This is a genomic window from Desulfobacula sp. (genome assembly GCF_021107415.1).
On sequence record NZ_JAIOSW010000514.1, the window covers coordinates 1 to 12,727 of the forward strand.

The window sequence follows — 12,727 nt, forward strand, 5'->3', positions numbered from 1 at the left end:
CCGCCGATGAGTTTATGGCTTTGATGCCTCAAAATATTGACAAAACTCTACTTGCAGGTCCCGCTGTTTAAATTTATACTCGATTTTTACACGCCTTGATAGGTGGGGTTAATTAAGCGCTTACTACTTTTGAGCTGATATTTCTATTAGTTTCAATTGGAACCTGTATACAACAATAACCATTGCCGAATAACACGAAATAAGATTTCAACCATTTGCCAAAGTTACCCCCGAAACTGCCGTGTTGCATGTTTAAGCTTTGAACCGTTGGTTCTAAAGGTGGGCGTCCAGTATTACCTTTAGGCTTTTCCTTACCAGGAGGAACTTAGCACACCAGCAAAAGTGTGAACTCCCTTTTTACACGCTTAGGGCAAAGACCATCATGCAATCACGCACATTTCAGGGGCAAAATTAATTGTTTATTCAAGTTTAAATGAGACTTTTAATTTAGTGCGGTATCCAACGATCCTGTTATCCTCTAAGCGCATATCCATCTGAACGACTTCTGCTATCCGCATATCACGAACAGAACTATCAACAGTAGCAACAGCAGCTTTGGCTGCATCTTCCCAGGAATTCTCAGAGAACCCTACGACTTCAATTATCTTATAGACACTATTATCCATGACAATCTCCTTTCAAAAGTTATGGTAATCTCAAAACGAACTTGGTACATTTTTAGACATCTAAAAATCATTGAAACATTTGATTAATAATACAGATATAAAATTTATTTGTATACTTGTTTTAAAATTTTTTCTTTGATAAGTATTAAAAGATAAGTGCTAAAATTCAGTAGGTTAATTGACGTGAGTTTAATTTTTATTTCCTATTCAATTTATTCCGCAACCCTCCACTTCCGGTCCCCCTCCGGTCCTTTGAACCATCTGGAATAGTATTCACAAAAACTATATTGATTTGAAACAGATGGTCTTTTGTCTGCTTTTCAAGTTGCCACCGGAAAACTGTTATTTCAACTACTGCCTCAAAGTTCTTTAGAGTTTTACATTTTTATAGGGATTCATTTTAATATTCCCATGATGGTAGCGCATAGCTATAATGTTGTAAAATTTATTAAAAAAAAGTGTAAAATTAATAGGTTGACAAAGTTTCGTCTTTTAGGACATACTCTTAAAGATATTCAAGGAAAAAAAATGAGAATTTTTATATCCATTGCAATCTTTAGCTGTCTATTTACCATGAATTTTGCTCATAGTGAACTTTCTTCATACCAAGTAAGAAAGCATCAGCCCGATAAGACTTATAATGGAACAACGCTGTTTGTCGTTAACATTCGTCCTGAAAAAGCCAAAATTGTGGAGGTTGACATGGAAGGCAGTGTTGTTTGGCAGTACCAAGTTCCTTCACACCTCTTTAAAGGCAAGAAATCTCGCCGCAATATTGTGATGGATATCGAAAAACTTTCAGGCGGCGATGTCCTTTTTAATATTCAGCAGGTTGGTTTTTATCGTGTAAATCAAAGAGGAGAGGTGGTTTTTGAATATCTTGATTCCGGTTGTTCTCATGATGTTGATCTGTTGCCAAATGGCAATTATCTCTATGTCCGGGGCTGGACATCAAAAGGAAAGGAACATGTTGTTGAGGTTGATGAAAAAGGCCAGAAGGTGTGGTCCTGGAATGGCCTGGATGGATTTGACAAGCCTCCTTTTGCAAAAATATTCAATCAGGGATGGATGCATGTGAATTCGGCGACTCGCATGAAAAATGGTAACACTCTGCTCAGTTTAAGAAATTTTAATTTGATTGTGGAAGTTGGAACTACCGGCAATGTGGTTTGGGAACTAAAATTAGGAAAAGCAAAGAGGAACTCTAAAGCTCACCCACATGATCCGGAATTGCAGAAAAATGGTAACATTATCGTGGCCTTGACTGGGGCTAACAAAGTTGCCGAGTTTAATCGCAACGGAGGGCCTCCTGTCTGGGAATTTTCTTATCCAAAGGAGGCTGCAATGCATCACATACGTGACATTAATATATTACCAAATAATAATAGACTGATGGTTCAAGCTAATAAAATTTTGGAGTTAACTCAGGACAAAGAAGTAGTTTGGGAATTACACGTTCCATCCATTAACACGAGTTCAAGAAACAAAAATTTATTTTTGTTTAAAGCGCAGCGTATAGGAGTTGATGGGACTGTTTCCGGGCATTAGCAAAGTTATTTAATATATTGCAACTTTATTTTATGTCAAACACTATCTAAACAGGGATATTATAATATTCTTTTGGTATACTGAAAAATTCCATTCTCAGATTGATCTTTCTTGTTTTTTTGAGTAATCTTTGCTCAAATGCCTCTGGATGAAATTTTTGCAAACAACAAAATTTAAAACCGCTGTTTTACGATACCATCAATTTTTGTTTGAGACTTGAGAGGCGCAAAGCAGTTTTATTATTATTCAAAGCTATTTTAAGGGCATTTGATGATCCCACAATGATCACCAGATTTTTGCCCCGGGTCATGGCCGTGTATAAAAGATTTCTTTGCAGCAGGGGGAAGTGGGCGGTTGTCAGTGCAATAATGACGGCGGCATACTCACTTCCCTGGGATTTGTGGACGGATATGGTATATGCCAGGGTGAGTTCATCCAGCTCCAGAATGTCATATTCAACAATACGCCCGTCATAATCCACCAGAACACGGCTTTCGGATTTAATAACTTCATGAACAATACCGATATCCCCGTTAAACACATCTTTGTCATAATTGTTTTTCAGGTGCATGACCTTGTCATTGGGTTTAAACGTGAAGCCTCCGGCTTCTATACCGCCCTTAGATTGATTTAATACCCTTTGGAGCTGCTGGTTCAGATTGATGGTACCGGCCTCCCCCCGATGCATGGGAGTTAAGACCTGTATTTCATCAATGTGGGGAAATGCCTTGGGCACCCGTTTTGAACAAAGCTCCAGGATGGTTTCCACCACTTTTTCAGATCTCTGATTCTCAATAAAATAAAATTCTGACAATTCACCAGACTCAGCTTTTTGAAAATCCGGCATCTCTCCGTTCCTGATTTTGTGGGCATACATGATAATAGGGCTTTGTTTGGCCTGCCTGAATATATTTGTTAAAGAAAAGACCTTTACACGGTCAGATTCAATAATATCAGACAATACATTGCCGGGGCCCACAGAAGGAAGCTGGAATGTATCCCCCACAATAATCAGGATTGCACTTACCGGCATGGCATCAATAAGCCGATACATGAGAATGGTATCCACCATGGAGGCTTCATCCACAACAAACACATCCAGTTCAAGGGGATTGGCAAAATTTCTATCAAAGGTCTGGCTTTCATAGTCAAACCCCAAAAGCTTGTGCAGGGTAAAAGCTTTTTTTCCGGTTACTTGTGAAAGACGTCTGGCAGCTCTTCCTGTGGGAGCGCTCAAAACCACCTTTAAATTCTTCATTTTAAAGACTTCACACAATGCCCGTATCAGAGTTGTTTTTCCGGTTCCGGGTCCCCCTGTGATCACCACAATTTTTTCATACAACACATTATTGACAACACTCAATTGCTCTGGGGATAATTTTATGGCAAGTTTTGTCAGTACCTCTTCAAGAATTTGATCTTTGCGGATTTGATGAGATATGACAGGCATGGATAAAATGGCTTTCATCCTTGATGCAATACCAAATTCAGCTCTGTAAAGTCTTGAAAGATAGATTTTTATATCATCTTCATCGATTTGGGTCCTTACCTCATCCGAATCAATCAATGCTTCTAACGCCTGCTCAAACTTATCCGATTCCACCCCCGATGTCTTTGAGCATAATTTAAACAATTCTCTTTTTAATCCATAGACATGCCCCTCCTGTTCGAACAACAACAAACTATGGATCAGACACGCTTGAAGGCGGTTTTCATCATCTTTTTTACCTCCTGCCTTCATGGCAATCATATCCGCTATGGTAAACCCTATCTGTGGGATATCCTTTGCAATGACATAAGGATCTTGCTGTAAAATATTCAGGGCCTGGGACCCATAGGTTTGGAGAATGGTGGCAGCATGATACACGCCCACATTGTTTTCCTGGAGAAACTGCATAACCCTTCTGACGGCATGATGTTTGTTCCAGGCCTGCTCAATGAGTTTTTTCTTTGCTTCTCCAATACCGTGAATTTTCTTTAGTTTTTCAGGTTCATTTTCAATGATATCCAGGGTTCTTTCTTTAAAATGATCCACTATTTTATCGGCCAAAGATTTACCGATGCCTTTAATTATACCCGATCCTATATATTTACGGATTCCTGAAACACTGGCAGGCAAAACAACCTTGTAAACTTCTACCTTAAACTGATCCCCATATTGGGGGTGGGTGGTCCATTTTCCTGAGACTTCAAGGCTTTCACCTTCAACCACCCCGGCAAGATAACCTACAATGGTGACAGGGTCACTGATTTTAGCGATGCGAAGTTTCGCAACAGTATAATGGTTGTTCTGATTCTGATAGGTAAGCCGCTCTAAAATTCCTTTAATGGTGATCATTTAAATCTTCACGTTTTTGATGATCCAAAGGGCGGCCTCGTAAAGATCTGAGCCGATAAAATCAGGCGTAATACCTTTGCTGGAAAGCTGATGCTCTGCCATTGATCCATTACCGGTTTTGACTAATAAAATTTTTGAGCACCCTGCATTGATGGCACATTCAATGTCTTTTATACTGTCCCCTACCATGCAGGATTGATCAAGGTCAATATGGTATTTTTTTTGGGCATCAAGGATAAGTCCCGGTTTTGGCTTTCTACAGGAACAATTGTCTTCCGGAGCATGGGGACAAAAGAAAATATCTTTGATTTCTCCACCCGCCTTTTTAACACCATTTTTCATTTTTTTAAAAATGGCATCCAATGATTCTTGTGTGACCATATTTCTACCAATCATGGACTGGTTAGTGATCACAATGACATGAAAACCATTTTTGCATAAAAGGGCGATGGCCTCAGGGCTTTTGGGAATAAACTTAAACTCTGATTTATTTTTAATATATTCGGAAGAATCAATATTAATGACCCCGTCCCGATCCAGAAAAACTATATATCCCATGATTTCTTTTCTTTATTCTGCAACTGCAAAGGCACTGCTGAAACCCCGTGCAATAATTTTTTCACTGAACCTTTCAGCATCCTTCAAATTGGTAAACCTGCCGATTCTCACCCGAAAAAACGTCCCCCGGTCATCCGTAAAAATAACCACATGGGCATTTTGATAAGTTTTTGATAATTTATACCGGTATTTTTGGGCATTGGTTTTGACCTGGAATGCCCCCACCTGGACAGTGAAATTGCCTTTCCAGTAATCAACGGGTTTAAAGGCAATAGGATCTTTTGTTTTCTTGGAATACGATGTGGCCCTTCCAAGGGCGGTTACCCTTACCTTTGCTGTTCCGGAGCCTGCAATCCCGATACGTTTTGCCCCTGTGTAAGACAGGTCTATGATTCTTCCATAGACAAACGGCCCCCGATCATTGATCCTCACCACGACCTTCCGGTTATTTTTAAAATTGTGAACACGGACCCAGGTATTCATGGGCAGTGTTTTGTGGGCAGCCGTCATGGCATACATGTTATAAATTTCACCATTGGAAGTTTTTCTTCCATGAAATTTTCTGCCGTACCAGGATGCAATACCCGTCTGGACAAATCCGCTGGCACTGGCAATCGGGGTATACCGAACCCCTTTTATTTTATACGATTTCTGGGTTGCAGGGGTCTTTTGTCCGGTGGATGAATGTGGACTTGTTTTATATGATTTTGAAGGGGGGATATGGATGGGGTCATATGTGGTATCAAGGGTGGCTGAGCATCCAAAAAAAGTAAGTATTAACAATATCAGGATCTGGGTTCTGAATCTCAAAAAAAATCTCCGCAATATATAGCATTATCAGTCAAGTGCTAATTCTAATACAGTTTTCATTTTATCGGCAAAATGAAAATCAATGGAATTTTTTATATTATCCGGTACATCTTCCATATCTTTTTGATTCCATAACGGCAGAATAATCGTTTTGATTCCTGCCCTGTGTGCTGCAATAACCTTTTCCTTGATCCCGCCCACCGGCAGGACCTCTCCTCTAAGTGTAATCTCTCCTGTCATGGCCAAACGCTTTTTTACACGCCGTCCCGTCATCAAGGAAACAAGACAGGTCAGCATGGCCACGCCGGCGGAAGGGCCATCCTTGGGAATTGATCCTTCCGGCACGTGGATATGGAGATCATGGCTGCTAAAAAAGGATTCATCCACTTTTAATTTTTTTGCATTGGCCCGGATAAAACTTAAGGCAGTGCTGGCAGATTCCTTCATGACATCCCCGAGCTGCCCTGTCAAAGCAAGTCCTTTTCCGCCTTTCATGGCCACAGCCTCTATAAAAAGGATCTCTCCGCCATAGGGTGTCCATGCAAGTCCCACAACAACCCCGGGTTTTTCTATTCTCAGGGCCATATCCGGCATATTGGGTGCCGGCCCTAAATATTCATGCAGATCTTTTTGTCCCACAACAAATTTCCTGGCTTTCTCTTCGGCAATCTTGCTTGCAACCCCTCTGCATACTGATCCAATATGTCTTTCCAGATTTCTTAAGCCGGCTTCCTTTGTATATCCTGAAATAATCTTTTTAACTGAACCGGGCGTAATTTTAATATGGGTTGATTTAAGGCCGTTGGCTTCCCGTTGCCTGGGAATCAGATATCGTGTGGCAATTTTTAATTTTTCTTCCTCGGTATATCCGCTGAGCTCCAGAACCTCCATCCTGTCCCGCAGGGGTGCCGGAACCGTATGAAGCACGTTTGCCGTGGTTAAAAATATCACATCGGAAAGATCAAAGGGCACATTCAGGTAATGGTCTGAAAACGAAAAATTTTGCTCCGGGTCCAGTGCCTCCAGAAGGGCGGAAGAAGGATCTCCATGATAGGATGAATCTACCTTGTCTATCTCATCCAGCATGAACACAGGATTGTTTGTACCGGCTTTTCTCAAATGTTGAATAATCCTTCCCGGAAGTGCACCCACATAAGTCCTTCTATGGCCCCTGATTTCAGCTTCATCACGAACCCCGCCCAGGGCAATTCTGACAAACTGTCTGCCCAGGGCTCTGGCAATGGATCTGCCAAGGGATGTTTTTCCGGTTCCCGGAGGGCCTGCAAAACAGAGAATCGGGCCTTTGGAATCATTTTTCAATTTTCGAACAGCCAGATATTCAAGGATTCTTTTTTTAGGCTTTTCAAGACCATAATGATCATTGTTCAGTATTCTTCTTGCCTCTTTAATATCAAGCTTGTCTTTAGAACTCTCATTCCAGGGTAAGGATGTCAGCCAGTCAAGATAGGTTGAGGCTACCACATATTCAGAAGACGACGGGTGCATTTTTGACAGGCGCTGCAACTCCCGTTCCGCTTCTTTTTGTGCCTCTTCCAGTAACCCCTTTTCTTCTATTTTAGTCCGGTATTCCTTTATCTCAACACTTTCGTTTCCTGTTTCACCCAGTTCTTCCTTTATGGCTTTCAGCTGCTGTCGAAGATAGTATTCCCTCTGCTGCTTATCCATATCTTCTTTTACCTGGCTTTGGATCTTGGAGCCCATTTCAAGGATTTCCAATTGATCATTAACCAGCCGGGTCACTTTTTTCAAACGCTTATTGACATCCAAAAGCTCGATAACTTTCTGCTTTTCCAAAACAGGCGCGTTAATGGTGGAGGCCACCATATCTGCAAGGATATTGGGTTCCTGCAATGATTTTATCATATGACCCATTTCTGAGGGAAGGCCAGGAGACAAGGCTACAATTTTCTCATACTGCTCAACAATATTGACCATCAAAGCCCTGTTTTCTTTGCTCCTGTCAGCATTTTTGCTTTCCATGATATCAATTTTGGCCTGCATATATTTTTTATCCTGCAGGAACTTTATGACCTTGAAACGATTTAAACCCTGGATTAAAAGCTGGGCTTTATCATCTTCCATCTTAGACATTTTTAAAATAATAGCCACGGTACCGATCCTGTGAAGATCCTTTGCCGTATGTCTGGAATTAATATCAGATCTCTTGGATAAAAGCAGTCCCAGCATCCGGTTGCCGGACATGGCCTCATCAATCAACTCCACCGCTTCTTTTTGAATCAATACCAGGGGCAGCACCATTTTCGGGAAAAGATTGGTGTCCACAATGGGAAGAATGGGAATGATGTCCGGGATGTTATATGATGTTACGTTGCCTGAGGGATGCTTGAGATCATCCATTATTGTCTGGTTCCTTTTGGAATCAATGCCTTAAATGAAATCTATGGAAATATTTTGTTTGCTCTTAATATTATTACTGAACAATTTTCCCAAAGTAAGCTCCAAAAATCCATTAAAAAATGTAGCAGATACTTTTTCTATGTCAATAACACTTGGCAAATACAGGACCCGTTCAAACTGTCCGAATTGTATTTCTGCGAGCCTGTATGTGGCTGTCCGTTCAGAGCGATTATTTTTTCTGCTTCCTAAAATCTTGACAGCTTTATTACTTACTTCAATAATAATATCTTCTTTTCTTACACCTGCGATCTCAGCCTGGATAAAGATCTCATTTCTTGTTTCAAATATATCCATCTGGGGTTTCCAGATCCTCTTTGAGAAACAGAATATGGGATTAACAGATTGAAACAGCTCTTCAAAAGATTTTTCTTCAGTAGCATGTGTCTCAATATTATCTCCAAACCGTATTTCTATATGTTTCATATAAAACTCCTGATGATACCGGTAAATCGATCATCTAATGATCTCTTTAAAATATCATTTTAGTCAGATATTGTAAAGCTGTATTCAAAAATATCATTTCACAAAAACCTGTGAACGCCTCAAATAATAAAATATATTAAAATGAATACCCTTGAATGGTGGAATGATTTAGGTGTTATCCAGAATCTTTCGCAGGATTCTTGCAAACTTATTCAAAGAGAAGGGCTTTTGAATAAACCCGTGGCATCCCCGGTTTAAAAACCCTTCTATCTTATCATCAACTGCATACCCTGTGGATATCAGTATTTTAGCATTTTCCTGAATATTTTTTATCTCTGCAAACGCCTGTTTCCCGTTCATTTTTGGCATAATCAGATCAAGGACGACCAAAGAAATTTCATCTTTGTAGAGCTTGAATATTTCCACCGCCTCTAATCCATTTCTTGCGATCATGGGTTTATACCCAAGTTTTTCCAAAAAATTTTTGCCCACATTGATAATTTCTTCCTCATCATCCACCAGCAGCACGGTTTCAGATCCTTTTTGCATGTGCTCAAAGGCTTTCGATTCCTCTTTTATCTCTTTTATCTGGATATTATTGGATGCCGGCAAACAGATATGAAAGTTTGCGCCTTTCCCTTTTTCACTGTCAACCAAAATAAAACCGCCGTGATTTTTTACAACACCAAAAACAGTTGACAGTCCAAGCCCTCTTCCCTTTTTATCGTCGATTTCTTTTGTTGAAAAAAATGGATCGAAAATCTTATTCTGAATTTCCAGATCCATGCCGATCCCGGTATCTTTGATGGTCACCTTAATGTATCGTCCGGGCTGGACTTTAAAGGGATAATCATGGTCTTCTTTGATAAAGGTATTTTGAGTTGTCACGAAAATATCGCCATGTTCCGGCATGGCCTGGGAAGCATTGATTAACAGGTTTAAAAATACCTGCTCAAGCTGGGATTGGTCGGCATCAACCAGATGAGGTTTTTCTTCATAAATTTCATGAACGATAATATCTTTTCGGGTGGGCTTAAAAATATTCAGAGCCAGAGAGAGCAGCTCATTAACATTCAATGTTGAAATCTGATATTTCCCACCCCTTGCAAATCCGAGCAACCGACCTGTCAGTTCTGCAGCGGTTTTCACAATCCGGCCGATATGTTTGGCGTGAGCAGTTACTTTTTCAGTGGCGGATACATCAATCTGCATTAGCGACAAGTGCCCCTGAATACCCATTAAAATATTGTTAAAATCATGGGATATCCCACCGGCCAATACCCCGATGGCTTCCATTTTCTGGGCCTGCTGAAGCTGAACCTGTAGCAGTTTCAGTTCTGAAATATCTGTAATAACGACGATAATTCCCTTTGATGGATCTTCCTTATCAAGGTTTGATGCTCTGATTCTGAAGTCAAGTAATGAACCGTCTTTTCTAACCAGCTTTGTCTCAACAATGCCCATGCCATACTTATCCACTTTGGAATACAGATTGATTCCAACTCTGTCATACTCTTTTTGATCGGCATAAAGAATTCTTGTATTTTTTCCTTTCAAAGAATTGGATTCATATCCAAGCATTGAATAAAAAATATCATTGGACCAGCCAAGAACCCTGTTTTTTACAAGCCCAATTCCCGCAGGGGAAGAGTCCAACATGGTTTTCATTTCCTGGCGGGTCAACTCCTGCCCATTTAAATCAAATGGTTCGCAGGAAGCGGACGGGTCTTTAGAATATTGTTCAAAGCCGTTATGCTTAGGATTCATAAAAATCACCTGTTGATTATTACATCATTTGACTGCTTATCGTCCAGCTGTTAAGTATAGCAAACTTTTTTTAATAATATAAGATAAGAAAAAATGATTGCAAAAAAAAACAATTCCTTTTTGCTTAAATATTTTCCCGCCTTGATAAGCGGCCTTGCTTTGACGCTGTCTTTTCCTAAAACAGACCTCTCGTATTTTGCTTTTTTTGCCTTGGTCCCGTGGCTGGTATCCATCCGGTCAATGACATTAAAAGAGTCTTTTTATAGCGGTTTTATCGCAGGGCTTTTCTTTTTTCTCACCCTTATTTATTGGATTGTCCCCACCGTACATGTGTATGGCGGACTCCATCTGGTTCTTGCTATTTCCACACTCATCCTTTTATGCTTCTATCTTGCCCTATACCCGGCAATTTTTGCTTTTCTTGTAAAAAAGACAGATCTAAAATATTGGTTTGCACCCCTATTCGCATCCTGTCTCTGGACAGGTCTTGAGTATATCAGAACCTATGCGTTCACAGGTTTTTCATGGGGAGCCCTGGGGTACAGCCAGTTTTCAAACCTTTTATTGATCCAGATTGCTGATTTTTCAGGGGTTTATGGAGTATCATTTCTCATTGTTCTCGTAAACTGTCTTCTGGCTGACATCTGGGCGTCCTTTAAAAACAGGCTGCAAAAGAGACATTTTATCACCATTACCTATACTTTCATCCTGGTCGCAGGGGCTCTTTTTTACGGCAGTCATAAAATCAATACCATTGATTCTCAAATTAAAACTGCACAAAAAACGACCATTATGGTTGTTCAGGGCAATATTAAACAGGATTTAAAATGGAGTGATGCATTTAAAAAACAGACGATAGAAAAATATATCCGCCTTTCAACTGCTGAATCAAAAAGGACTGATTCAAAAAAGGCTGACCTTGTGATATGGCCGGAAACCGCTCTGCCGTTTTATTACGGATTTAATCGCTCGTTATAAAACCAGGTGGATCAATGTGTGCGGTCATTACAAACAAACTTTCTCATCGGAAGCCCTGCATTCAAGCCTGATGAAAATCAGGCCAATTTTTATAATCGGGCTTACATGCTGAACCGGTTTTCCATCGTTACAGGAACCTATGACAAACACCATCTCGTACCTTTCGGAGAATATGTTCCCTTTGGAGACTATCTGACATTTTTAGGAAAAATTACTGCCCAGGCAGGAAATTTTTCCATTGGCGATAAAACATTTAAACCCCTTCAATTCAATAATCATAACCTAAAGGTCACGCATAACCTGAAGGTCACACATAACCTGAAGGTCACGCACAAAACAGGTGTACTCATCTGCTTTGAAATATTGTTTCCATCCATTGCATCCAAATTTGTAAAAAACGGGGCTGATATCCTTACCACCATTACCAATGATGCTTGGTTTGGGCATACCTCGGCGGCTTTGCAGCATTTTTCCATTGCCGTATTCCGGGCTGTTGAAAGCCGCAGAACCATAGCAAGAGCTGCAAATACAGGAATTTCAGGCTTCATCGACCCCAAGGGAAAAATCCTTGAAACAACCGCCTTGTTCACAGACAGAGCCCTTACGCGCCAAGTCCCTGCCCTGAACCAGATCAGTTTCTATACAAAATATGGGGACATTTTTGCCATCAGTTCAATAGTTGCAATCTGCATGGCTTTTATGCTAAAATGTATCAGAAAAAAGTTTAGGAGAAATTAAAATGAGTGTAGAATTAAAACAAAATATCCAAGCCATATATGCCAAAACCGACAGACTCAAGGAGTATCTTTGACCTCCCTGTAAAGCAAAACCGTCTCCGCGAACTTGAGATAATTATTTCCAAAGAAAATTTCTGGAACGATTCAGACAAAGCCACTGGTCTTTTAAAAGAAAGAACCTATCTTTCAAATCTTCTGGAAACCTGGGAAAATATTTACAAAGACATTGAAGATGCAGATATTCTTTTAGAACTTGCCCTTGAAGAGTCGGATAAAGACAGTGAAAAAGAAGTGGCTGTCCTTTTATCCGTACTTGAAAAAAAAATAAAAAAATTTTCTGTTCAGATCACCCTTGACGATGAAGACGATGCAAGGGATGCACTTGTTTCCATCAATGCCGGTGCCGGTGGAACAGATTCCCAGGATTGGGCTGAAATGCTGTTGCGCATGTACACCCGATGGATTGATAAAAAAGGATATAAATTTCAGATTATTGATTATCA

The 12,727-nt window shown here is 40.3% G+C and carries 9 protein-coding genes, 1 other RNA gene and 1 pseudogene; 3 read left to right on the plus strand and 8 right to left on the minus strand.

The features are described from left to right. Positions 1-223: 223 nt before the first annotated feature. Positions 224-409: non-coding RNA, 6S RNA (gene ssrS, locus K8S13_RS25350), on the minus strand. 10 nt (positions 410-419) lie between these two features. Continuing rightward, on the minus strand, positions 420-626 hold the full coding sequence (locus K8S13_RS25355; protein ID WP_291466582.1) for a dodecin family protein: 207 nt from the start codon (positions 624-626) through the stop codon (positions 420-422). Between the two features lie 309 nt (positions 627-935). On the opposite strand from K8S13_RS25355, the gene K8S13_RS25360 reads away from it, so the two are divergent. Further along, a complete protein-coding gene (locus tag K8S13_RS25360; protein ID WP_291466584.1) occupies positions 936-2,174 on the plus strand; it encodes an aryl-sulfate sulfotransferase in 1,239 nt (412 codons plus the stop codon). A gap of 187 nt (positions 2,175-2,361) precedes the next feature. On the opposite strand, the gene K8S13_RS25365 is transcribed toward K8S13_RS25360, so the two are convergent. The 6 genes from K8S13_RS25365 to K8S13_RS25390 form a co-directional block, all read right to left on the minus strand. Then, positions 2,362-4,512 (minus strand): ATP-dependent RecD-like DNA helicase, encoded by a 2,151-nt coding sequence (locus K8S13_RS25365; protein ID WP_291466585.1) that lies wholly within the window; start codon positions 4,510-4,512, stop codon positions 2,362-2,364. Beyond that, entirely contained in the window at positions 4,513-5,070 is a 558-nt protein-coding gene (gene gmhB, locus K8S13_RS25370; RefSeq protein WP_291466587.1) for a D-glycero-beta-D-manno-heptose 1,7-bisphosphate 7-phosphatase, read from the minus strand. A 12-nt stretch (positions 5,071-5,082) separates the two neighbouring features. Then, a complete protein-coding gene (locus K8S13_RS25375; protein ID WP_291466590.1) occupies positions 5,083-5,880 on the minus strand; it encodes a septal ring lytic transglycosylase RlpA family protein in 798 nt (265 codons plus the stop codon). A 27-nt stretch (positions 5,881-5,907) separates the two neighbouring features. Further along, complete coding sequence (lon, locus tag K8S13_RS25380; protein ID WP_291466592.1) at positions 5,908-8,259, minus strand: endopeptidase La; 2,352 nt, start codon at positions 8,257-8,259, stop codon at positions 5,908-5,910. A 30-nt stretch (positions 8,260-8,289) separates the two neighbouring features. Beyond that, positions 8,290-8,742, minus strand: coding sequence for an Hsp20/alpha crystallin family protein (locus K8S13_RS25385; RefSeq protein ID WP_291466594.1), 453 nt, complete (start codon positions 8,740-8,742; stop codon positions 8,290-8,292). A gap of 168 nt (positions 8,743-8,910) precedes the next feature. Next, complete coding sequence (locus K8S13_RS25390; RefSeq protein WP_291466596.1) at positions 8,911-10,509, minus strand: ATP-binding protein; 1,599 nt, start codon at positions 10,507-10,509, stop codon at positions 8,911-8,913. A gap of 93 nt (positions 10,510-10,602) precedes the next feature. Here K8S13_RS25390 and lnt point away from each other — a divergent pair. Then, a pseudogene (gene lnt, locus K8S13_RS25395) lies at positions 10,603-12,225 on the plus strand (apolipoprotein N-acyltransferase). A 38-nt stretch (positions 12,226-12,263) separates the two neighbouring features. Then, a partial coding sequence (locus K8S13_RS25400) for a PCRF domain-containing protein (RefSeq protein ID WP_291466598.1) occupies positions 12,264-12,727 on the plus strand: 464 nt, incomplete at its 3' end.

What these genes read in the sequence shown, in the direction of transcription:
- K8S13_RS25355 (WP_291466582.1), bottom strand. Translation starts at nt 626, where the DNA reads ATGGATAATAGTGTCTATAAGATAATTGAAGTCGTAGGGTTCTCTGAG.
- K8S13_RS25365 (WP_291466585.1), bottom strand. Translation starts at nt 4,512, where the DNA reads ATGATCACCATTAAAGGAATTTTAGAGCGGCTTACCTATCAGAATCAG.
- gmhB (WP_291466587.1), bottom strand. Translation starts at nt 5,070, where the DNA reads ATGGGATATATAGTTTTTCTGGATCGGGACGGGGTCATTAATATTGAT.
- lon (WP_291466592.1), bottom strand. Translation starts at nt 8,259, where the DNA reads ATGGATGATCTCAAGCATCCCTCAGGCAACGTAACATCATATAACATC.
- K8S13_RS25385 (WP_291466594.1), bottom strand. Translation starts at nt 8,742, where the DNA reads ATGAAACATATAGAAATACGGTTTGGAGATAATATTGAGACACATGCT.
- K8S13_RS25390 (WP_291466596.1), bottom strand. Translation starts at nt 10,509, where the DNA reads ATGAATCCTAAGCATAACGGCTTTGAACAATATTCTAAAGACCCGTCC.